The organism is Longimycelium tulufanense, from assembly GCF_014645795.1.
Taxonomy (GTDB): Bacteria; Actinomycetota; Actinomycetes; order Mycobacteriales; family Pseudonocardiaceae; genus Longimycelium; species Longimycelium tulufanense.
The window spans coordinates 113,451-134,499 of the sequence record NZ_BMMK01000005.1 but is presented as its reverse complement, the minus strand read 5'-3'; the positions used below and the strand labels follow the sequence as shown (position 1 = coordinate 134,499).

The 21,049-nt window shown below is 69.0% G+C and carries 18 protein-coding genes and 1 pseudogene; 5 read left to right on the top strand and 14 right to left on the bottom strand.

Going from position 1 to position 21,049, the window contains the following annotated elements:
* Window positions 1–32 precede the first annotated feature (32 nt).
* Window positions 33–1,838, bottom strand: a complete 1,806-nt coding sequence (locus tag IEY55_RS07985; RefSeq protein ID WP_189055546.1) for a matrixin family metalloprotease — start codon at window positions 1,836–1,838, stop codon at window positions 33–35.
* A gap of 1,028 nt (window positions 1,839–2,866) precedes the next feature.
* On the opposite strand from IEY55_RS07985, the gene IEY55_RS07980 reads away from it, so the two are divergent.
* The 4 genes and pseudogenes from IEY55_RS07980 to IEY55_RS31945 form a co-directional block, all read left to right on the top strand.
* Entirely contained in the window at window positions 2,867–4,621 is a 1,755-nt protein-coding gene (locus IEY55_RS07980; protein WP_189055544.1) for a peptidoglycan DD-metalloendopeptidase family protein, read from the top strand.
* Window positions 4,622–4,772: 151 nt separating this feature from the next.
* Window positions 4,773–5,246 (top strand): hypothetical protein, encoded by a 474-nt coding sequence (locus IEY55_RS07975; protein ID WP_189055542.1) that lies wholly within the window; start codon window positions 4,773–4,775, stop codon window positions 5,244–5,246.
* Between the two features lie 509 nt (window positions 5,247–5,755).
* Window positions 5,756–6,214 (top strand): Lsr2 dimerization domain-containing protein, encoded by a 459-nt coding sequence (locus IEY55_RS31950; protein WP_373289977.1) that lies wholly within the window; start codon window positions 5,756–5,758, stop codon window positions 6,212–6,214.
* 94 nt (window positions 6,215–6,308) lie between these two features.
* A pseudogene (locus IEY55_RS31945) lies at window positions 6,309–6,644 on the top strand (zinc ribbon domain-containing protein); the annotation flags it as partial.
* A gap of 13 nt (window positions 6,645–6,657) precedes the next feature.
* Here the strand turns inward: IEY55_RS31945 and IEY55_RS07965 are convergent.
* The 8 genes from IEY55_RS07965 to IEY55_RS07930 all read right to left on the bottom strand — a co-directional run bounded on the left by IEY55_RS07965 (window position 6,658) and on the right by IEY55_RS07930 (window position 13,687).
* Window positions 6,658–7,248: an isochorismatase family protein gene (locus IEY55_RS07965; protein WP_189055540.1), complete on the bottom strand. Its 591-nt coding sequence runs from the start codon at window positions 7,246–7,248 to the stop codon at window positions 6,658–6,660.
* A gap of 148 nt (window positions 7,249–7,396) precedes the next feature.
* Window positions 7,397–8,059 carry a hypothetical protein gene (locus IEY55_RS07960; RefSeq protein ID WP_189055539.1) on the bottom strand — a complete coding sequence of 221 codons (663 nt, stop codon included), beginning with the start codon at window positions 8,057–8,059 and terminating at the stop codon, window positions 7,397–7,399.
* Between the two features lie 629 nt (window positions 8,060–8,688).
* Complete coding sequence (locus tag IEY55_RS07955; protein WP_189055537.1) at window positions 8,689–9,159, bottom strand: hypothetical protein; 471 nt, start codon at window positions 9,157–9,159, stop codon at window positions 8,689–8,691.
* A gap of 621 nt (window positions 9,160–9,780) precedes the next feature.
* The gene (locus IEY55_RS07950; protein ID WP_189055535.1) at window positions 9,781–11,055 is read right to left on the bottom strand and encodes an APC family permease; all 1,275 of its coding nucleotides are present in this window, start codon (window positions 11,053–11,055) and stop codon (window positions 9,781–9,783) included.
* Window positions 11,052–11,396 carry an Rv3488 family transcriptional regulator gene (locus tag IEY55_RS07945; protein WP_189055533.1) on the bottom strand — a complete coding sequence of 115 codons (345 nt, stop codon included), beginning with the start codon at window positions 11,394–11,396 and terminating at the stop codon, window positions 11,052–11,054. Before IEY55_RS07945 ends, IEY55_RS07950 begins: the two co-directional genes overlap by 4 nt.
* Window positions 11,397–11,458: 62 nt before the next feature.
* Entirely contained in the window at window positions 11,459–11,974 is a 516-nt protein-coding gene (locus IEY55_RS07940; RefSeq protein ID WP_189055531.1) for a DoxX family protein, read from the bottom strand.
* A gap of 137 nt (window positions 11,975–12,111) precedes the next feature.
* The gene (locus tag IEY55_RS07935) at window positions 12,112–12,981 is read right to left on the bottom strand and encodes a PP2C family protein-serine/threonine phosphatase (RefSeq protein ID WP_189055529.1); all 870 of its coding nucleotides are present in this window, start codon (window positions 12,979–12,981) and stop codon (window positions 12,112–12,114) included.
* Between the two features lie 313 nt (window positions 12,982–13,294).
* The gene (locus IEY55_RS07930) at window positions 13,295–13,687 is read right to left on the bottom strand and encodes a hypothetical protein (protein ID WP_189055527.1); all 393 of its coding nucleotides are present in this window, start codon (window positions 13,685–13,687) and stop codon (window positions 13,295–13,297) included.
* Window positions 13,688–13,696: 9 nt separating this feature from the next.
* Between IEY55_RS07930 and IEY55_RS07925 the strand changes: the two genes are divergently transcribed.
* Window positions 13,697–14,575: an alpha/beta fold hydrolase gene (locus tag IEY55_RS07925; protein ID WP_189055525.1), complete on the top strand. Its 879-nt coding sequence runs from the start codon at window positions 13,697–13,699 to the stop codon at window positions 14,573–14,575.
* A gap of 73 nt (window positions 14,576–14,648) precedes the next feature.
* Here IEY55_RS07925 and IEY55_RS07920 read toward each other — a convergent pair whose 3' ends face one another.
* The 5 genes from IEY55_RS07920 to IEY55_RS07900 form a co-directional block, all read right to left on the bottom strand.
* Window positions 14,649–15,188, bottom strand: a complete 540-nt coding sequence (locus IEY55_RS07920; protein WP_189055523.1) for a DUF2165 domain-containing protein — start codon at window positions 15,186–15,188, stop codon at window positions 14,649–14,651.
* Between the two features lie 122 nt (window positions 15,189–15,310).
* Complete coding sequence (arfB, locus tag IEY55_RS07915; RefSeq protein ID WP_189055521.1) at window positions 15,311–15,742, bottom strand: alternative ribosome rescue aminoacyl-tRNA hydrolase ArfB; 432 nt, start codon at window positions 15,740–15,742, stop codon at window positions 15,311–15,313.
* 210 nt (window positions 15,743–15,952) lie between these two features.
* On the bottom strand, window positions 15,953–17,293 hold the full coding sequence (locus IEY55_RS07910; RefSeq protein ID WP_229686165.1) for an OFA family MFS transporter: 1,341 nt from the start codon (window positions 17,291–17,293) through the stop codon (window positions 15,953–15,955).
* 375 nt (window positions 17,294–17,668) lie between these two features.
* Entirely contained in the window at window positions 17,669–18,898 is a 1,230-nt protein-coding gene (frc, locus tag IEY55_RS07905) for a formyl-CoA transferase (protein ID WP_189055516.1), read from the bottom strand.
* A gap of 110 nt (window positions 18,899–19,008) precedes the next feature.
* Complete coding sequence (locus IEY55_RS07900; protein ID WP_189055514.1) at window positions 19,009–20,742, bottom strand: thiamine pyrophosphate-binding protein; 1,734 nt, start codon at window positions 20,740–20,742, stop codon at window positions 19,009–19,011.
* Window positions 20,743–21,049: the final 307 nt, after the last annotated feature.

The window sequence follows — 21,049 nt, the reverse complement described above, 5'->3', positions numbered from 1 at the left end:
CGACGTAGTTGGACCCTGGGCCAGTGGTATCCCTATGCCGTCCAGGCGAGGTCGCGCTCGATCACGCCGTTGTCCATCGGGATGACGTTGTTGTCCATCGGAGTCGTGGCCGCGGCGGAGAACCACGAGAACACATCGTCACCGGCAGAGAGCGCCGGCGAGGACCAGGCGCTCTGCATCGCCCGCCACAACCCGCTGAACTGCTCCAGGCCGCCCAGCCCGGTGGGCTGGAACTCCGGCGCGCCCACCGCACCGGGCTGCCCGAAGTCGCCGGGCAGGAACTCGCCGGGCCCGAAGTCACCCGGCTGGCCGAGGTCACCGGGCTCGACGTCACCGGGCTGGCCGAACCCCTGCACGAACTGGGTCAGGATCTGGGCCAGCAACCGGCCGAGCTCGGCGAACTGCTGGCCGGGGTTGGTCTCACCCGGGGCCTCCGGCTGCCCCGGGGTCACCGCGGTCGGCCGGGTGCCCCGCTGCTCCAGGTCGTTGACCCGCGAGATGAGGTCGTTGAGCTTCTTCTCCAGCTCGGCCAGCCGCTTCTCCAGGTCCTGGTTGCCCGGCTGCGTCGGACCCTCCTCGGGCCCCGGCTGCTCGGCCGGCGGCAGCGGGTTGCCCTCCGGGGGAGCAGGCTTGCCCTCGGGGGGCAGCGGGAAGCTGACCGGCGGGGTCTCCTCACCCGGACCGGGCTTGCCCGGCACGTTCCCCGGCGGGCACGACGGGTTGTCACCCGGGTCCGCGGGCCCCGCATCCCCGGGACCCGGCAGGATCGGCGGCGTCCCACCCGGACCCGGGTCACCGGGAATCTCGTTGCCCGGACCGGGGAAGCCGGGCGGCTCGTCCTCGGGACCGGGCTGGATCGGCGGCGTCCCACCCGGACCCGGGTCACCGGGAATCTCGTTGCCCGGACCGGGGAAGCCGGGCAGTTCATCGCCGGGGCCCGGCTGGACCGGAGGCTTGCCGGGCCGGCCGGGTTTACCCGGCTTCTCTGGCTTCCCGGGCTGCTCCGGGCCCTGATCCCCCGGACCCGGCCGGTTCGGCGGCTTCTCCCCGGGGCCGGGCTGCTGGCCCGGACCGGGGGTCCCAGGGTTGGGCGCGCCCTTGCGGTACAGCTGCTTGATCCCGTTGACCTCGTCCTGGCTCGGCTTGTTCGGCACCTCGCCGCCGCACGGCCGCAGCACGGGCTGCATCAGGCTGCACCCCTGGCTGTGCCCCAGGCCGAGCGCGTGGCCCATCTCGTGGGCGATCAGCCCGATCCGGTTCTGGGCGTCGGCCCGTGCGGTGAAGTCGCCGTTGAGCTCGACGAAGGGCTGGCCGCCGCAACCGCCGAGGCCGATGGTGCCGGTGCCACCGTTGCCGAACGACCGCTTCGTGATCTTGATCGCTCCCCGGGACTTGCCGGGGAGGAGGTGGACGTTGGCACCGGAGCTGCTCCAGAACTTGGCCGCCTGCTCGATGTCGGCGGCCAGCCTCGGGTCCCCGGTCTGGTCGTCGTAGTGGATGATGGCGTTGCCCTGGGCGTCATTGCCCTGGACCGGTGCCTTGCATCCCAGGTGCGTGAACTCCTCGCTCGCGGGCCGGCCGGTGTCCCCGGCCACCGGCACGTCCTGGGTTCCGCCCGCGGTGGTCCGGAACGCCTCGGCCTGCGCCGGGCCCTCGGCGAGCGCGGTGCCCTCGGCGAGCATGCTCACCGCGGTGGGCGCGATCAGTGCGGTGGCCAGCAGGGCTCCCGCGCGGCGCGACCCGGATGTGGTTGTCCGGTCCTTGGCGTGGTTTCCCCGCGAGCCGCGTTTGCGATGGCGCCCGCTCTCGCGGTGCCGACCGGACGACGGTGCTGCCATGTGGTTGAGACCTCCTGATACGCCAACTGGTGCACGCGGCCGAGCCCGTGTCGGGGAACTCCGGCGACGGGGCCCGGAGCGCCGTTGCCCGCCCCGGAACCCCGTCGCCTGCGCGGACCTCCCGCCCGTCGAGGAACCACCACGCCGTGCGGACGCCCGGACCCTCGCTCCATCGCCGGGCGTGCCATGCCCCTCGCCCACGGGACCCGCCCGCGCGCTCGGTTCCTGGCCGGACGGCGCGCGGTGCAGGGTTACCGCGCGCTCGACGACGAGCAACTGCCCCGCAAAACGCGGTGGCGAACCCGTCGTGACTCGGTCCGCGGCCACCGTAAGGAGCGACCCAGGAATAAGGGAAATATTTCCTTCCTATTGCCTTCGCGGTAAGCCACAGTTGGAAACTATGGCGGTGAGGATCTGTGGTCAACCGTGTTCGGTGTGTTGTTTTCGGGTGATCCGGTAGCTGGTGTTCGTGCCGATAGGGGAACGCTGAGTATTGTTTCCGGCGCGTTCGGTGAACTTTATTGGGGTCTCCCGGCTGGGCCGGCCGGGCTGGCGAACTACCCCTGGTGGGGTAATTGGTGACCCGGGTCCGGGCGCGCGGTCATGTCGTTGTCCCAGCTGTCATCCCCGATCCTGCTACGGTGCTGAACATCCTGGTCAGAGCGGTCGAAGTGGGGCGGGGGAGGTTCTGGGAGACGGTTGGGTCGGGGGCGCCGGCGGTGTGACCAGGGCGGCGGGGCTCGGCACCCGCAACTACGCCGAATGGCCTACGTCATCGTCCCGCCCGAACCGGGGACCGGTTGAGATAAATCCGGAAGAGATAGTATCGTGATCACAGCTTGACCCACGTTGGTCGGGCTTTTCGTGATGTCCGTGGTGTCGTTCCCGGTTGGCTGCTCCAATGGGAGGAACAACGCGCTTCACCGTCGTTGGTCTGTTTGGCGGCGCGGTTGTCGGCTCCATTGGCGCGGCCTGTCCGCCGCACCGGCACCGCATCCCCTGCGAAAGAAATCAGGACCACGGAGACCATGTCGTACAGGACCAAACTTCCCGGCGGTGCGCCGTGGCGTGGTGCCACCGCGTTCCGCCCGATATCCCGGGCGCTGGTGCTCACCGCCGGAGCCGCGCTCCTGCTGGCGTCGCCGGCCGCCGCCGAGCCGCCGAAGCCGAACCCCGGGCAGCTGGAGGCCGCCGTGCGCGCGGCGATGCTGGCGCAGAACGGAGCCCAGGCCAAGAAGGACTACAAGACCGACTCGCTGCCCGAGCCCGTGGTGGAGACGCAACGCACGGCCGGGTCGGACTGGGCCTTCGGCACCGCCACCCTCCCCGCCCCGACCACCACCCCGGAGGCGCCGCGGACCGCCCTGTTCGTCGCCAAGCGCACCGACGGCCGCTGGCGGACCGAGCTGCAGGGCGGCTCCGGGTTCGCCGAGCTGGCCAAGCAGGCGCCGGACTCGGTGGTGGACGGCGAGGAGAAGAACCTCTTCGCCAAGGTCGTGCGGGCCGAGCAGACCGACTACGCGCGGGCGGAGGCGACCCAGGAGGGCTCGGGCAAGCCCCCGGAGGGCAAGCCCGGCGGCGCCGCGGGCGAGGCTGACGGACCACGCGGCGGGCTGGACACCGGGCTCGGCCTGCCCTGGTCGAAGGGCATGGCATGGCGGCTCGGCGGTGTGCACGGCAACACCGGTAGCAGCCTCCCGATGAACTCGATCGACTTCTTCGGGGGCGACGGTCAGGTGCGGGCCGCCGCGGGTGGGCGGCTCTACAAGAGCTGCCAGCGCGGCGACAGCGCGTTGGTGAGTGTGGTGCACGACAACGGCTACACCACCACCTACTACCACATGACCAACCTGACCAACCTGGCCAACGGCTCGCGCATCCAGGAGGGCACCTACCTGGGCCGTACCGGAACCCGCCTCCCGTGCGGTGGTTCGGCCAACGGTAACCACGTCCACTTCTCGGTGAAGCGTGGTAACCGCGAGGTCCCGGTGGCCGGCAAGACCCTGGGCGGCTGGACCTTCTTCCAGGGCGGGGGCCAGTACCAGGGTGGTGCCGAGCGGGGGAACCAGCGGGTTGCCGCCTTCCGCGGCAACATCACGAACTTCGGCTCCAGCGGCGGTAACACGCCGCCGCCCGACGCGGGCAAGCCGCCGACGGACAACAACAGGCCGAAGCCGCCGGACAACAAGCCCAAGCCACCGGACAACAAGCCGGGGAACAAGGTGGCCAAGGGCACGGTCGACTCCGGTCGCTACGCCGGCATCAACCTGCGCAGCGGGCCGGGCACCAACTACGAGGTGCGCACTCGCGTCCGGACCGGGCAGACGCTGAACATTGCCTGTACCGCCCGCGGCGAGAGCATCCAGGGCCTGTGGGGCAGGACCAACCTCTGGAACAAGCTCGACAACGGTATGTGGATCAGCGACGGGTTCCTCAACACCGGAAGCAACGACCCGGTCGCACCAGCCTGTGACGCGGGCGACAAGCCGAAGCCGGCCAAGGACGATGCGCCGAAGCCGCCGGCGGACAAGGCGGTGAAGGGCACGGTCGACTCGGGCCCGCACGCGGGGGTCAACGTCCGTGGGGGACCGGGTACCCGCTTCGCCGTGCGTACTCGGCTGAGGACAGGCCAGACCGTGAACATCGTCTGCGCCGCCCGTGGCGAGAACATTCCCGGTGTCAAGGGGATGACCGACCGCTGGAACAAGCTCGACGACGGTACGTGGATCAGCGCCGGGTTCGTCAACGTCGGGAACAACGGGGCTGTCCCGGCCTGCCGTTGACCCGGTGGCCAAGGAAAGGTGCCGGCGCTCCTCGGTGGAGCGCCGGCATCGATCCGTTGTGGCCCAACCCGACACTCGGCGGCTCGTAGGCGCGGGCCGCCAGTCCAGAAGAGACACGAAACACCAGTCCCGTATCGGAGGGAGTACACACGTGAGAAAGCGACTGTTGCTGCTGGGGATCGTTGTCGCCGTCGCCCTGCTCGGCGTGGCGGCGTGGGTGGTCTCGCGGACCGAGCCCACGTCGACGTCGGTCGCACAGGTGGATCGAGGAGACTCCAAGGCGGTCGCCGATGCGTTCCTCAAGCTCTACGCCAGACACGATCCGGCCGCGTGCGAGCTGGCGACCCCCACCCTCCGCCAGCAACTCGACCAGGACGGGCGGTGCGGCGGCGAGCCTTCCGGCGAGACACCGGAGGTGAGCTCCTTCTTCGCGAAGGACTGCACCAACCAGGCCGGGTTCCATGCCGAGGTCCGGCCCGCCGGACAGCTGGAGCGACCCTTCGCGAACGTCGACATGCAACGTGTGGGCGACGGCTGGCAGGTCGACTCCTACCTGTCCGTCGACGACCGCGGGCTCTTGCCGCCCTATGACTGCGCACCAACCCCGACCAACGTGGGCGGCTGAGATGCTCAGCACACCGGCGGGTCCGAAGTGCCGGGGGACGACCGGCCGTAGGAGGTGACGACACAGGCCGCGGACGTCCACTGGGACGGACGAGTCACCGCATCCTCGGTGATCCGCTCGGCAATATCGTTCCCTACGAGAGCCGTGGCGGCCACCAAGGCGGTCGCCCTACACCACGTCAGTACCCCGGGACGCCACCCTGTCTTTCTGGCCGGTACACCGGCCGAGCGCGAGTTGGGCCACGAAGCGGTCGTTTGGCAGACCCGTGACAGTGTCGTTCTTCTCTCTTCTGTTTTCAGGTCTGGCGTGGCCGTGGTGGCCCAACAGCATGCACCGTCGTTGCTTGGCCCGGGCCCTCTCCGTCGCACACAGGCCGCCGGACGACTCACCGCTTTCGCTCTCTGGCTCGTTCTAGCTCGTCGCGACGACCGTTGCTATGCTCCCGCGGCGCGGAGGCCTGTGCCTTCCGGCGTGTTTTCCGGTGGTTTTCCAACACGCAGCGTGCAGGGGTGGCGACTGTGGTGCAAAAGGTTCTTGTCCAGCTCGTCGACGATCTGGACGGGTCGAGCAGCGACGACATCACCACGGTGGAGTTTGCCCTCGACGGGGTGAGCTACGAGATGGACCTCACCGCCGCCAATGCCGACCGGCTCCGGGAGACGCTCGCCCCCTTCGTCATCGCTGCCCGGCGCGCAAGCGGGCGCACCAAGCCCGCGGCGGCCGCGTCCGGTCGTGTCACTCGCAAAGGTGGCCAACGGCGGAAGCGGAAGCGAGGCGAGGAGGACGCGCCGGCCCCGGTCGCGACCACTCCCGCTCCGGAACCGGAGCATGCTCCGGCGCCCGCGGACACCGTTCCCGCTCGGGAGCGGGAGCACCCTCCCGTGCCAGCGGAGCCGGTGACCGCCACCGCGCCCGAGGAGCAGGCCGAGACGTCGAAGGCGCCACTGGCGCCGCTGTTTTCCGGCTGACGACTGTCGGCACGAACCCGGTGGTGGGCGCTGTATTTCAGCCGCGCTCGCCAAGATTCGGCGCAGACGCGAGGACTACACCACCCAGCTCGGAGTGCGGCTCGCCCGGACCCACGGTGTGGTGGTGTTCGAGCAGCTCAACACCAAGGCGCTCACGGCGAGCGCGGCCGGCACGGTCGAGGAACCCGGCCGCAACGTCCGCCAGAAAGCCGGCCTGAACAGGGCCATCCTCGACAAGGGCTGGTATCGGCTCGAGCAGGCCGTCCGCAACACGGCTCGCGTGACAGGAACGCGGGTCGTGTTCGTCAACCCCGCATACACGTCCCAAAAATGCCACCGGTGCCGGGTGGTGGATCGGAAGTCCCGCGAGAGCCAAGCGGTCTTCCGGTGTACCGCCTGCGGACACACCGACCACGCTGACGTGAACGCGGCCAAGAACATCCTCACCGCTGGGCGGGCGGAGCTGGGCCACGAGACCCGTGAGCACCAGTTGGGGCGGACAAACAGCCGCAAGGGTGGCCGGAAGGCTGAACGCCAACCAACAGCACCACAACCCACCACACCAGGTGAGCTCGTGGCGGCTGGAATCCCCCGGCTTTGGCCGTGGGGAGGGCGTCAAGCAGGTAGTCGAGCAGGTGGCTGCGATGGAACGCGCTGTACCGCCACTTGACGAAGACCTGGTCACCGATGGTGGGTGCGATCGCCTCTGCGAGGGCGCAGTCGTCGGGGCTCGTGGTCATGCCGGGGCCCCAGAAGTCGCGCAGCAGGCCGCGCCGTTCGTCGGTCATGCCGCCGGGCTGCGCGCTGTAGCTCACCGGGATCCCCAGTCTGGTGCAATGACGGCGGAGCCGCGAGACGTTGCCCATCAGGTCGGCTACCGGTGACCGTCCGGCGGGGAAAGCACGGAGAAAGTAGTTCTGCATGTCGTGGATGAGCAGCATGGCCCGGCGTGGGTCGAGAGTCCACGTCACGGTGTTGGCAGGCAGTTCCTCGGGACGCGGCATCACGTAGGGCTGGATGTCAGGGATTGCCACGGTGGATTCCCTTTCAGATACCTGGCGTGATCGATGGTGGCTGGCTCCGCGGTGGCCGGCGGGACGGTCCTGCCCGCCGGCCACCGGTTTCGCAGTTCGCGTGAACCCGGACTCCCGGACGAGGTGAACCTGGCCTTGTCCGTACCGGCTACACCGGCTGGTCCGTCAGATTCGTGATCAGCTTGCGGACCTTGCCGGAGACGACCGGAGTGACCCCGTGGATGAGCTGCGCGCCGTAGACCACGGCGACACCGACACCGGCCGTGGTCGTCCACCGGGTCCGTGGCGTGTGCGAGATCCAGCCCGCCGACTCGTCGCCGTCCTCGACCGACTCGTGCGTGGCGATGCGGGTGAAACGCATGCGGGGGTCGTAGCCGTTGCCACCGGTTGGACCGGGGTTCCAGGGCAGCTCGCTGGAGGTGGTCTCGACGTAGAAGTCCCCGCCCCGCGCGGCGTCCGCGATGACCACGCTCATCCGGGCGATGCGGTGGGGGTAGGCCATCGGGTCGGGGCCGATACCGTCGAGGTGGGAGGGGACGGCCTGCCCGGGGGACAGTTCCACGTACTCCCACGCCGCGGCGCCGCTGACCGAGGGCACCACGCGCTGGACGGCGGGAAGGTTGCGGCGCAGGGCGTTCCCCATGATGTCCTGAACGTTCTCCGGCAGCCGGACGACCTCGGCCGACCTGCTCGGCCGCCAGCCCGTCGCGTCGAGGAACTTGTCGACCGCGTGGTTGAGCCGGTTCACCTCGGTCGGGCTCAGGAAGTCCTCGATGGTGTGGACCGCCAAGGTTTCGGTCAGGTGAATCATGTTTCCCCTCCATGAGTTCCGTCGCGCCGGCGGGACGTCGTTGTCGTTGCCACCGCGCGTGCCGGGGAGTGATGGGGGATCAAGCTAGCGATGTGCCTGGTTTCGCTCGTCCGCACTTCAGGTGATTCCGGCCGAGCACGGTGCTCACCTCGAGCGAGGAGAGTGGGAGAACGTTGGTCACGCAAGCCGACGCTGGGCCCCGTGACAGGTACCGCGGGGTATTTCCCTTGCCGCGACTGCGATTGACGGGTGCTCACCGGCAGCCACCTGGCCGCACGCACGAGGTGGGTAACGTCCGTTTCCGCGCCCCCTCGTACGGTCCCGTCGGTGAGTCTTCACCCAACCGGGACGCCCGTATGACCGAAGCACCCGGGGCAATCGGGTCGCGCTTCGTTGCTGGCTTGGGCCAGCCGCCGTAGCACACTGGATCAGCCGGCGGGCCCGAGCTCGTGGGAGACCACGGAAGGTGGGTCGGCACACCACGCCGACTCGTCCCCGCAGCCCTGGGACAGGCGCGCCAGCCATATGACTGTCCCCGTTGTCACATGGCCCCACGCGGCAGGTCCGTACGGAGTGCGGAGAACGAACCCGAGATCCTGTCGTAGGAGTGAATCCGCAACCGGTTGGCCTCAGCGGTCACCAGGTCCGGCCGCGTCGTCCGACCGTTCCTCGACCGGTGCCAGCCGTTCGATGCGGCGTGCCTCGTCGACCATGGCCAACAGCGCATCCAGGGTGTGGTCAGAAAGGCCGTCGGCCCGCAACGCGATGGAGCGCACCTTCCGGTTCCGTAGGGCAACGGTGAGGTTCGCCTCCGCGTCGGCCCGGGAGCGGACCCCGTCGTCCAGCAGGTACTCGGCCGGTACGTCGAAGAACGCGGCCAGCGTGCCGAGGGTCTCCTGGGTGAGGTTGCGCTTCCGTCCGGTCGCGAGCTCCCACAGATAGGTGGCCGACATCGGCTTGCCGGTGTGCTCGCGAATCTCGGTGGCGAGCTTGGCAAAGCCCGGACGGGTCCGGTGGTCCGGGTACCGCGTCTCGATCATCCGGGTGATCTTCGCCGCCAACCCGCACCCGGTGTGCTGCCCGCCCCGTTCCGGGTCCATGCCGCCGCATCCTTCGTGATCGAGCCCTGGGCCGGCCGCCCGGGCTGCCCGTCGCATCCGCTGGAGCGGACACGCGGGGCACGGCTCATTATCGATCAGGCCATGTCCGTTGCCAAATATCTCACTGCTGGAACGTACGGTTGTCCTCCTTATCCGCTGAAGCGGATGATGCCCGCGCGGAGCTCCGGGTCTCGGCATGATGCCCGTCTCGTTACTGATCCGATGTTGCGCGGTTGCCGGTGGAATCCGCTATAGTGGGTCTCGGCGTCGTACTCCCGGTGACCCCCAGGCTGGTTGAGGACGACGCCCTTTCTTTTGGTTTCGTGGCCCGGCTCGCACAATGGTGTGCGAGCCGGCGATAGGCGGCCCGGCTCGTCCGGACCACTCCTCGGCCTGGTATCCACCGCGTATCGCCGGAGTACGGCCGTGCGAGGCTTTCGCGGCGGAACTGTCCGTTTCCTTCCGTGTTCCACGGTGTGGGAGGTGCTCCCGACATCCCCAATAACCCCCACAGGAGCCGGGACCACGCACCGTCTTATTCGGTGTCGTACGGACCAGGGGCACCGCAGAAGCGGGCGTTGTCGTCCCCGCGTGGGGGATCTGCGGAAAACCACCGACCGATCACTGTGCGCGGAGCGTGCTGTGGAGCAGCCGTCCCAGCAGGCCGATCGCGAACACCGCCAGACCCGACACCACGGAGGTCCAGGGCAGCGTGACGGCGAGCGTCACACAGCCAACGAGGCCCAGGACGGGCAACCACCGGGGGACGCGCCGCTCCTGCGCCGGCAGGGTGTACGCGGAGGCGTTGGTGATGGCGTAGTAGACCAGGACCGCGAAGGAGGAGAACCCGATCGCGCCACGGATGTCGAGGGTGAGCACCAGCGCACACACGACGACCGCGAGCACGATCTCGGCGCGGTGCGGGACGTGGTGGCGCGGGTGTACGGCCGCCAGCCAGCCGGGAAGGTCGTGGCGGCGCGCCATGGCCAGCGTGGTGCGGCCGATGCCGGTGATCAACGCCAGGAGCGCGCCGAGGCTGGCCACGGCGGCGCCCAGGCGCGCGGCCGGGGTGAGCCAGGACAGCTCGCCCCGGACGGCGGCGTCGGCCAGCGGCGCGCGCGATCCCGCCAGTGCGGTGGGCCCGAGGGTGAGCAGCAGACCCAGACCCACGACCGCGTAGATGACCAGCGCGCACACCAGGGCGATCGGGATGGCGCGCGGGATGGTGCGCTCGGGCTCGCGGACCTCCTCGCCCATGGTGGCGATGCGGGCGTAGCCGGCGAAGGCGAAGAACAGCAGCCCGGCCGCCTGCAGGACACCCGGGATCCCGCCCGCGGTCCAGCCGGCCACCTCGCCGACGTGGGTGGGGGAGACCTCACCACCGCCGTAGACGGCGACCAGCACGGCGGCCAGCGCCGCCAGGGTCAGTGCGAGCAGGATCCGGGCCAGCCGGGCGGTCTTGGTCACCCCGAAGTAGTTGACGACGGTGAACACGACCACGGCCGCGACCGCCAGCGGCTTGGCGTGATCGGGGGCGAGGTAGGCGGCGAAGGTCAGTGCCATCGCCGCGCACGAGGCGGTCTTGCCGACCACGAAGCCCCAGCCGGCGGTGAACCCCCACCAGTGCCCGAGCCGTTCCCGACCGTAGACGTAGGTCCCGCCGGACTCGGGATAACGGGCGGCCAGCACCGCGGAGCTCTGCGCGTTGAAATAGGCCACGACGCCGGCGATGACCAGCCCGAGGAGCAGGCCGGCTCCCGCCGCCACGGCGGCGGGAGCGAAGGCGGCGAACACACCGGCCCCGATCATCGAGCCGAGCCCGATGACCACCGCGTCCACCGTGCCCAGCCGACGCGCCAGGTTCAACCTCGAGCCGGCCGTGGGTTGCTCGTTCACGCGGTGCCCTTCCGCTGGACGGTCGTGGACCGGCGGTGCCGGGGCAGGACCTCGTCGGCCAGTTCGGCCACCACGGCCCGGAGCTGGAGCAAGGCGTCCCGGCCGGCCGGGGTGGCCTGGTAGACCCGCCGGACCCGGCCCTCGACGACGTGTTCGGTGGAGGCCAGCAGCCCGGCGGCCGCCATCCGGTGCAACAGCGGATACAGGGTCCCCGGCGAGATCGGGTAGCCGTGGCGGGCCAGCTCCTCGGCCAGCCACGCCCCGTACACCTCCTGCTCGGTGGCGTGGTGCAGCACGTGCACCGGCACCGCGCCACGGAGCAGCTCCCGAACGAGGTCCATATCGGCAGACGATATCGCGATCCGACACCAAGGACCAGGGTCTGCGCCCGGCGTCGACCACGTCATCGGTCGGTGGCAATGCTCCGGCGCGTCAGCACGGCATCCAGCGACCACCGCCCGGGACCCGTGGCCAGCAGGAACGCCAGACCCAGCAGCATCGCCCAGTCGGTACGCGCCTCGTGGGCCATGTCCCACCAACCGTGTGCCTTCGGCTTGTCCCCGGAGCCGCCCCACAGGATCGGCACCTTGGTCAGCGCCAGCGCCAACACCATGTCCACCAGCAGTGGCAGTGCCGCGAGCCGGGTGAGCAACCCGAGCAGCAGCAACGCCCCGCAGGCGGTCTCGGCGACCGCGGCCAGCGGGCCGAAGAACTCCGGCACCGGAATCCCGATCCTGGCGAACCGGCCCTCGGCCAGCCTGGCGGGAAACAGGAACTTCTGGACGCCCTCGGAGAGGAAGACCGCCCCGATGGCCAGCCGCACCAGGACCAACGACCGTGGCCCGTCAGCGCCCAGAAGGGTCTGCGGTCGGTTCACGGCGCAGCACACCTCGCTCCCGGTGTTGGTTTGTGGTCGCATGGCCGTTCCTCCGATGCCGGCACCGTGAAGTACTTCGGGGTCATGAGCATCGGGTACCGATTGCACACCTGGTTGTTCGACTGGTTGTTCGACATCGGGACCCGTCGGAACGAGCAGCCGGAGTCGCCGGAAACGTCCTATCCGACCGGGAGGAGGACCACAAGTGCGCAGGCGGTCAGTACCAGTAGCGCCACCGAGATCAGCAGCAGGCGTTGCCGTCTCCTGCCCTCCTTACCGTCCTGTCCTCCTTCCCGGCACGCATCCTGGGAAGGAGGGGACTGTCCGTTGGGCCCTTCGACGACGTCGGCGACGATGACTGTCACGTTGTCGGTGCCGCCCTCGTCGAGAGCGCGTTCGATCAGACCGTCGGCGCATTCGGCCAGATCCGCCACGGCCAGCAACTCGGCGAGGACCTCGTCCGGGAGCAGGTCGGTCAGGCCGTCCGAGCACAGCAGGTAACGCTCACCGGCCCGCGCCGGCAGCTCCGACAGCGTTGGCTCGAGGTCGGGTTGCCCGACCATGGCCCGCAGCACCAGGGACCGGTGCGGGTGGGTCCTGGCCTCCTCCGGGGTGATGTGCCCCTCGTCGACGAGCGACTGGACGACGCTGTCGTCCCGGGTGACCTGCTGCAGCGTCCCGTCCCCGAGCGCGTAGATCCGGGAGTCGCCCACGTTGACCACGCCGAAGCCGGTTCCGGTGAACACCATCGCGGTGAGGGTGGTCCCCATCCCCTGCAGGTCCGGCTCGGTCCGCATCAGGTCGGCGATGGCGGCGTTGCCGGCCAGCACCGCATCCCGGAGTTGGTCGAGCAGATCCGGGCCGGGGTCGGCCTCGTCCAGCTTGGCCAGCTCGGTGATGACGGCCCGGCTGGCCACCTCGCCCGCGATGTGGCCACCCATGCCATCGGCGACGGCCAGCAGGCGCGGGCTGGCGAAGACGGAGTCCTCGTTGACCGACCTGGTCAACCCCCGGTCGCTGCGCGCCACATAGTGCAGGGTCAGTGCCATCCGCAGCTCCTTACTCCGACGTCACGTGCGGTGCCGTGCGGCCGGCGGGGTAGGACTCGGGCCAGGGGCTCGCCCCTTCTCCCTAGCACGACGCGACGATGGTGCGAGGTGGATCAACAAGGTTCATCGGGCCGACTTGGGCCCTTCGGAGTAGCTCACTGGTCACCGTCGCCGCCCGACAGGCATACCGGGACGCTCCGTGTGCTGGCTCGGTCCCCCAACACGTCCCACCCCACCGGGCCAGGCGTGCCCCGATGGCCACGGTGTGCGGGATTGCTTCCAGCGTTGGTCGTCCAGGCCGAAGAAGGCCCAGCTATGGCAGGAGTCGGGCCACAGAACTGGTGAGCATGCAGCGAAAACCTCGTAAGTCGGGGTCGGCGGCAATGCTCCAGCGCGCCATGAGGTTGTCCTGCATCATCGCCTCCAGCCGTGCCTTGGCCACCTCGTGCACGCGTTGGTGGTAGGCAGCGAGATCGTAGTGCCGCTCGTGTTCGGGTGTGTCGGAACCACCGTCATCGGTGCGAAAAACGTCGAAGTCGAAGTCGACCTCGAACGGCACGAGAAGAAGATGACGCTCCCGGCCCGGCGGTAGCGGCGGGTAAGTGACTGGTTCGTCCGGGTGCACCCGCAGAATACTCGCGAGATTTTCCCTACCCGGCAAGGGCGGCACGAAAAACAGGGCGATGTTGCGCCGCGCGGGAGCCATACTCCACCCGTGCGGGTGAGCATTGTCGAGCCGGATCGGATGGGAGAGAGCCAGCTTCCGGATGGACGGTTGCTGGCCTGGGCGGAGTGGGGGCCGCCGGATGGCATCCCGGTCCTGCTGTGTCCCGGTGCGGCGACCAGCCGACGGATGGGCTTTGGCGCCGGGGTTGTTGCGCCCCTCGGGGTGCGCCTGGTGTCGGTCGACCGCCCGGGCCTCGGCGCCTCCGACCCGCTGCCCGGGCGCACGCTGTGGGACTGGGCAGCGGACACCCGTGCCCTGGCCGAGGTCCGTGGGCTGGCGGGTGTGGGGGTGGTCGGCTACTCCCAGGGCGCCCCCTTCGCGTTGGCCTGCGCCGCAGACGGTCCGGCGTCGGCGGCAGCGGTCGTCTCCGGCTGCGACGAGCTTGCGGCACCCGGGTTCGCTCGCTCCCTCCTGCCAGAGGTGCGGGACATGGTGACCCACGCGGCGAGGGACCCCGCTGCGGCCGAAGCCGACTTCGCCGCCTTCGGCAACGCGGAGACGCTGTGGCGGCTGATCACCGGCACGAGTTCGGAGGTGGACCGGGCGATTTACCGCCAGCCCGCGTTCGAGCGCGCGTTTCGGCGCGCGATGGCCGAAGCGTTCATCCAAGGTCCGGCGGGATATGGGCGGGATACCTTGCTCTCCATGACGCGATGGCCGTTCGATCCGGCCGACATCACGGTCCCGGTCGACCTCTGGTACGGGCAGCAGGACACCTCTCCCACCCACTCGCCCGACCTGGGTGCGACGTTGGCGGGACGCCTTCGTACCGCTCGGCACCACGTGGTTCCCGATGCCGGTGGCGCGCTGCTGTGGACACACGCGCGACAGATTCTTCGCTCGTTGCTCGAGTTGTTGCAGGACTGAGGAAGCTGCCGAAGCTGCACTCCGCGACGCAACCCGGTTGCCCGACCGGAGAACAGCGGACGCACGGGTCGAACTACTCCACCGCCTGCTGGCGATTCTGTTCCGGGGTGCCCGGCCTTCCAAGGTGGACGAGAATGAGCCCGACCGCGGCAATGAGGAAGTTCTGGAAGGCGGGCTGCAGCCCGTTCCACTTCTCGGACTGCCACATCTGGAACCACTCGCCGCCGATCGTGACGAATCCGCCGCCGAACAACGTCGCCTGCATCAGCCAGCCAGCACTCGACAACCGGCGGGCCAGCTCGGCTCCACGGCCCATGGCAAACGCACGCATCCAACTGACGAAGGCGGCGGTGAGGACGACGGCGGTGATCGCCTCCCAGGTGATGATCGCGAGGTAGACCACGGTGACCACGGTCTGGTCGGTCACCGCACGCCACATCGTGTTCGGTGACTGGAAGGTCGTGTCCATGGCGAACACGTGCTCGACGAAGGCTCGGTTGGTCCCGAAGTCGGTGATGTTGCCGAGAACCACGAGTGCCATGTAGAGAGCGCTTGTCGCGGTGAGCACCGAGAGCACTGCCCGCAAGCTACCGAACCAGGCGAGAACGCGCATGTCCGGGACATTACCCCAGCTCGTCCGCTGTCCCGCCGGTGAGTGAAGCGTTCCCACAACGGCGGCGGGTTACCCGATCCCGGGGGGTCGCGGAACCGTGGTGGCGCAGTGTGTTCGCCGTACTACTCCTCGTGTCGCTCGGTTCGGCGGGTCCGCTTCACGGCGGAGCGCCGCCGCTTGGCAGCGAGTCGCCGTTCCCCGGCTGCCCGGCTCGGCCGGGTGGGCCGGCGGACCGGGGACGGCGGGGTCAGGGCGGCCCGCAGGATGCGAGCAAGTTTCTGCCGCGCGGCCTGCCGGTTCATCAGCTGGCTGCGGTGCTCGCTCGCGCTCACCGTCAGCACCCCGTCCACCAACCGGCCGGCCAGCCGCCGCACCAGCTGGGCGCGTGCGCGATCGGTGAGGACCGTGGAACTCGGAATGTCGAAGGACAGTTCGACCCGGCTGTCGGTGGTGTTGACCGACTGCCCGCCGGGCCCCGACGAGCGGGAGAACCGCTCGCGCAACTCGGCCCGCGGGATCACCAGTCCCGAAGTCACCGCCAGGTCGCTGTCCATATCTCCACCGTAGACCGCGGCCCCCATTCGCTGCAGCTGCGTTTCCCGCGTTGGCCGTGTCGAGAAACGCGCGCTGTCGGTCGCGTGTGGGGAACGGAGTTACCCCGTACCTCCCGGAGATGAACTGGAGCCGTCTCGGAACGTGCTCCAGAAAGGGCGCCAGGCTGCCTCCGCCCCGAGTGGAGACAGCCTGGCGGGCTTGGGAAGCGGTCAGCTGGTGACCGACTTGGGGTGGACCACGGTGAGGGACCGGACGGCCGGTTGGACTGTGGGTTGGACTGCCGGTTGCTCGACAAGATCGGGCCGGGCGCCGCCGTGGCCGGGCTGGTGGAGGAACATCACCAACGACGCGGAGAGAAAGGCCAGGCATCCGGCGAGGGTGTAGGCGCCGTCATAGCCCCACCTGCCGACTACCCACGCCGCGACGCCACCGCCGCCGATCGCTCCGACCAGTTTCGCGCTGTAAACCAGGCCGTAGTTCGACGCGTTGTGGTTCTCCCCGAAGTAGTCCGGGACCAGGCTGGCGAACAGCGGGTAGAACGCTCCGCCGCCAAAACCGTTCAGGAAGGCGAAGAACATGAACAGCCACAGGTTGTGGTTGTTGCCGGAGTAGAGCACGCCGAACTGCGCGACGCCGGCGATCACCAACACGATCGCCAGTGTCTCCCGTCGTCCGATCACGTCGGAGACCCAGCCCACCACGGCGCGGCCGGTGCCGTTGACGATCGAGAGAACCCCGGCCGAGGAAGCGGCGACGAACGGGCCGAAGTGGCTCTCCTTCGCGAAGGGAACCTGGAAGTTGATGCCGAACAGGGACACCCCGCCGATGATCACCATTGCCAGCCACATCACGGGCAACATGCCCGTGCGGATCGCCTCCAGCGGCGTGTACTGGCGGACCGCCGGTGGGTTCTTCGCCAGGTTCCGGGCACCCTGCCGGTCCTGGGCCCACCGGAGGGGGTCGATGTGCGCCGGCCACCAGTTGCTCGGCGGGTCCCGGAAGAACATCCCGCACACCGCCACGACGACCAACATGTAGATACCGACCAGATCCAGCACCAGGGAGTAGTTGTCAATGCTGAACCAGTGGCTGAACAGGTAGATGAAGGGCAGTGCCCCGTAGGCGAATCCTCCGTTGACGAAGCCGGTGCGGGCACCACGCCGCTCCGGGTACCACTTGCCGACCATGTTGATGCACGTGGCGTAGACGAGGCCCGCACCGGTACCCCCGAGGACCGAGAACCCGATGAAGGCGACCACGAGGTTTCCACTGTGCGCGAGCGTGATGAACCCGAGACCGCTGAACAGGGCACCGAGCAGCATTGCCAGGCGCGCGGAGACGATGCCCTTCTCCCGCAGCCGACCGGCCGGGAAGGCGACCCCCGCCTGGAACACCGCCCAGATGCTGGCCAGCCAGAAGACTTCGCCCAATGACCAGCCGTACTTTTTCTCCAGCGTCGACTCGGCCGCCCCCCAGCCGTACTCGAAAACGCTGACCGCGATCATGGAGACCCAGGGAAGCCAGACCATCCAGGACCGCGAACGCCCCATGATGTCGTGCGGTGTCTCGCCTACCCGATAAACTCGTCCATTGTTGTCCGTCACTTCCCTGTAGCTCGTCGAGGCAACGCTCATCGGACTGACCCTTTCGGGGCGTGCTGACTTACCCCCGCTGTAGCAGAGGTTCGATATGCGGAGGATGAGCGGGCAACGCTGCACCGCGCCGGAGTTCTCTGTCTCGTGGAAGGAAATACGGCGTTCGACGGCGGCGCGGCAGGGCGTCGGCGACGTTGACGACGCCCTGCCGCCGGGGACCGGCCGAGGGGTGGGCCGGGGTCTGTGGACGCGCACCGTGGGTGTTGTCCACCCGACGGCTACGGTGTTGCGTTGGATCGGGAATCTGTTGCGATGTCGGGGACTACTGGTTTAGATGACACCCTCGGTGCGAAGCGCCTGGAGCCGTTCCCTGGAGTAACCGAGTTCACCGAGGATCTCGTCGGTGTGCTCGCCGAGCAGCGGCGACCGCATCACGTCCACCGGCGAGTCCGACAGCTTCAGGGGGCACCCCACTGTCTTGTAGCTGCCGCGCTCAGGATGCTCGACGGCAACCACGGTGCCGAGCTCGGCGAGGGTCTCGTCCTCGATGAGCTCCTTGGTGGACAACACCGGGCCACACGGGATGTCGTGCGCGTTGAGCTTCTCCAGGACATCCCACTTGGTGTGGTTGAGGGTCCACTCCTCGACGAGGGCAAACACCTTGTCCAGCTTGGACAACCGCGCCTCCGGGGTGTTCCAGTCCGGGTCGTCGGCCAGCTCGGGGTGGCCGATGAGCTCGGTCAGCGGCTGCCAGCCCACCGGCTGGATGATGACGTAGATGTAGTCGTTGGGACCGCCGGGGGCGCAGCGCACCGCCCAGCCCGGGTGCCCGCCCCCGGAGGCGTTGCCGGAGCGGGGGACCTCGTCGTCGAACCGCTCGTTGGGGTACTCCCGCAGCGGCCCGTGTGCCAGGCGTTGCTGGTCGCGCAGCTTCACCCGGCACAGGTTGAGCACGGCGTCCTGCATGGCCACCTGCACGCGCTGGCCCTGCCCGGTGTGGGTGCGCTGGTACAGCGCGGCCAGGATGCCGGCGACCAGATGGATCCCGGTTCCGGAGTCACCGACCTGGGCGCCGGTGGCCAGCGGCGGCCCCTCCGGGAAGCCGGTGGTGCTCATCGAGCCGCCCATGGCCTGGGCGATGACCTCGTACGCCTTGAAGTCGGCGTACCGGCCGGATCCGAAGCCCTTGATGGAGGCGTAGACCAGTCGGGGGTTGGCCTGGCGCAGCTGCTCCCAGCCGAAACCGAGCCGTTCCATCACACCGGGGCCGAAGTTCTCCACCAGCACGTCGGACTTTGCCACCAGCTCGGTGAGCACCCGCTTGCCGGCGTCGTGCTTGACGTTGAGGGTGAGGCTCCGCTTGTTGCCGTTGAGCATCGTGAAGTAGAGACTGTCCGCCTCCGGCAGGTCGCGGAGCTGGAGCCGGGTGACGTCACCCCGCCCGGGAAGCTCGATCTTGATCACGTCCGCCCCGAGCCAGGCGAGGATCTGGGTGGCCGACGGGCCGGACTGGACATGCGTCATGTCGAGGACGCGGACGCCCTCAAGTGCCTTTCCCACAGCGAACCTCCTGCCCGTGTCCCACGGGCCACGTTGCGAGCATGGAGAGAGGGGGATCTACGACCGCGATCGTCCGATCGGCTGCGGCAGAAGCAGTGGACGGATGCGGCCTACTTGTACATGGTCTGGTTCATCGTCCCCGGGGCGTAGGCGTCCGGGTCGATCCAGACGTTGACCAGCGACGGCTTGCCGGACTCTCTGGCGCGGCGCAGGGCCGGACCGATGTCCGCCGGGTCGCGTACCTCCTCGCCGTAACCCCCGAGCATCCGTGCGAACTCGTCGTAGCGGACGTCGCCGAGGGTGTTGCCGACCCGCTCCCGTTCGACCCCGTACTTCTGGGCCTGGCCGTAACGGATCTGGTTCATCGAGGAGTTGTTCCCCACGATGCCGACGAAGGGCAGGCCGAACCGGACCAGGGTCTCGAAGTCCCAGCCGGTGAGGCTGAACGCGCCATCGCCGAAGAGGGCGACCACTTCCTTGTCCGGACACGCGTTCTTGGCCGCGAGCACGAACGGGATCCCGACACCGAGCGTGCCCAGCGGACCCGGATCCATCCAGTGGCCGGGCGACTTGGGCTGCACGACCTGACCGGAGAAGGTGACGATGTCCCCGCCGTCCCCGATGTAGATCGAGTCCTCGGTGAGGAACTGGTTGATCTCGTGCACCAGCCGGTACGGGTGGATCGGGTTGGCGTCGGACTGCAACTTCGGCAGTCGGTCCGCGTACGCCTTGTCCTCGACGGCACGGAGCTCGTCGAGCCATCCCTTCCGCTCGGCCGCGCCGTTGTCCACCCACCCGGATGCGGCCGCGGTGACCGCGGACAGCACCAGCGAGGCATCCCCGACGATGCCGAGGTCCACGTCGCGGTTCCGGCCAACCGTGCGGTAGTCCAGGTCGATCTGGACCACCGTGGCCTTGTTGGACAGCCGCCGCCCGTAGCCGAGGCGGAAGTCGAACGGGGTGCCGACGACGATGATCAGGTCGGCGCTGGAGAAGGCATAGCGGCGGGACAGCTGGAAGTGGTGCGGGTCGCCCGGGGACAGCGTGCCCCGCCCGGCGCCGTTCATGTACGCCGGCACGTTGAGCGTGCGCACGAGTTCCCTGGCCGCGTCCGTGGCGCGCGTGCTCCAGGTCTGGCTGCCCAGCAGGATCACCGGCCGCCGCGAGTGGACCACCAGGTCCGCCAGCCGCTCGACCGCCGCCGGGTCGCCGGCGTTGCGGGTCGAGGCCCGGTAGTGTCCGGCACCGGGGACCCGGGCCGCGCCCTCGGCGACCTTGGCGTCCAGCACGTCCCGCGGAATCTCCAGGAAGGACGGACCGGGAGCCCCGTGGAAGCACTCGCGGAACGCCATCGACACCATGTCCGCGATCCGCTCGGTGGTCGGCACCGTCGCCGCGAACTTGGTGATCGGTGTCATCATCTCCACGTGCGGGAGGTCCTGCAGGGAGCCCATCTTGTGCTGGCCCAACGCACCCTGGCCGCCGATCAACAGCATCGGGCTCTCTGCGCGGAAGGCGTTGGCCACACCTGTGACCGCGTCGGTGGTGCCCGGCCCGGCGGTCACCACGGCGCAGCCGGGGCGACCGGTGATGCGGGCGTAGGCATCGGCCGCGTGCGCGGCGACCTGTTCGTGCCGCACGTCGATGATGTCGATGCCCTCGTCGACGCAGCCGTCGTAGATGTCGATGATGTGCCCGCCGCACAAGGTGAAGATGGTGTCGATGCCCTCTGCCTTGAGTGCTTTGGCAACCAGGTGACCGCCGGAAACGAACTCCGTGCGGATATCGGTTGCCTCGGCGGTGCTCCTGGGCTCGTCAGCTGCATGGGGCGCTGTTGACGCCATTGATCGCTCGCTCCTCGCTCACGCCGCGTGTGTGGCGTGGTGGTCGATCCATGCCGTGTGTGCCGTCCGCGAGTATCCCGCACCCGTGAGGGGCAACGGGGAATCGCCAACGACGGTTCAAAACTCTCGGACAGTGATTCACGTCATGTATGGGGTGCCGGCTTTGCGCGGCTCACCGGCATCCGTGCTACCTGGTGCTTTCCGTCTGGTGACGAGAAAGACAGTGACCCAGGTCCTTTCCTGACAATGGAATGTCCCGCTTCGGGCAGTCGGGTGCCAATCGGGATGAAGAAGGCGTTCGATCTCG

What these genes read in the sequence shown, in the direction of transcription:
- IEY55_RS07985 (WP_189055546.1), bottom strand. Translation starts at nt 1,838, where the DNA reads ATGGCAGCACCGTCGTCCGGTCGGCACCGCGAGAGCGGGCGCCATCGC.
- IEY55_RS07980 (WP_189055544.1), top strand. Translation starts at nt 2,867, where the DNA reads ATGTCGTACAGGACCAAACTTCCCGGCGGTGCGCCGTGGCGTGGTGCC.
- IEY55_RS07960 (WP_189055539.1), bottom strand. Translation starts at nt 8,059, where the DNA reads ATGATTCACCTGACCGAAACCTTGGCGGTCCACACCATCGAGGACTTC.
- IEY55_RS07955 (WP_189055537.1), bottom strand. Translation starts at nt 9,159, where the DNA reads ATGGACCCGGAACGGGGCGGGCAGCACACCGGGTGCGGGTTGGCGGCG.
- IEY55_RS07945 (WP_189055533.1), bottom strand. Translation starts at nt 11,396, where the DNA reads ATGGACCTCGTTCGGGAGCTGCTCCGTGGCGCGGTGCCGGTGCACGTG.
- IEY55_RS07940 (WP_189055531.1), bottom strand. Translation starts at nt 11,974, where the DNA reads ATGCGACCACAAACCAACACCGGGAGCGAGGTGTGCTGCGCCGTGAAC.
- IEY55_RS07935 (WP_189055529.1), bottom strand. Translation starts at nt 12,981, where the DNA reads ATGGCACTGACCCTGCACTATGTGGCGCGCAGCGACCGGGGGTTGACC.
- IEY55_RS07930 (WP_189055527.1), bottom strand. Translation starts at nt 13,687, where the DNA reads ATGGCTCCCGCGCGGCGCAACATCGCCCTGTTTTTCGTGCCGCCCTTG.
- IEY55_RS07920 (WP_189055523.1), bottom strand. Translation starts at nt 15,188, where the DNA reads ATGCGCGTTCTCGCCTGGTTCGGTAGCTTGCGGGCAGTGCTCTCGGTG.
- arfB (WP_189055521.1), bottom strand. Translation starts at nt 15,742, where the DNA reads ATGGACAGCGACCTGGCGGTGACTTCGGGACTGGTGATCCCGCGGGCC.
- IEY55_RS07910 (WP_229686165.1), bottom strand. Translation starts at nt 17,293, where the DNA reads ATGGGGCGTTCGCGGTCCTGGATGGTCTGGCTTCCCTGGGTCTCCATG.
- IEY55_RS07900 (WP_189055514.1), bottom strand. Translation starts at nt 20,742, where the DNA reads ATGGCGTCAACAGCGCCCCATGCAGCTGACGAGCCCAGGAGCACCGCC.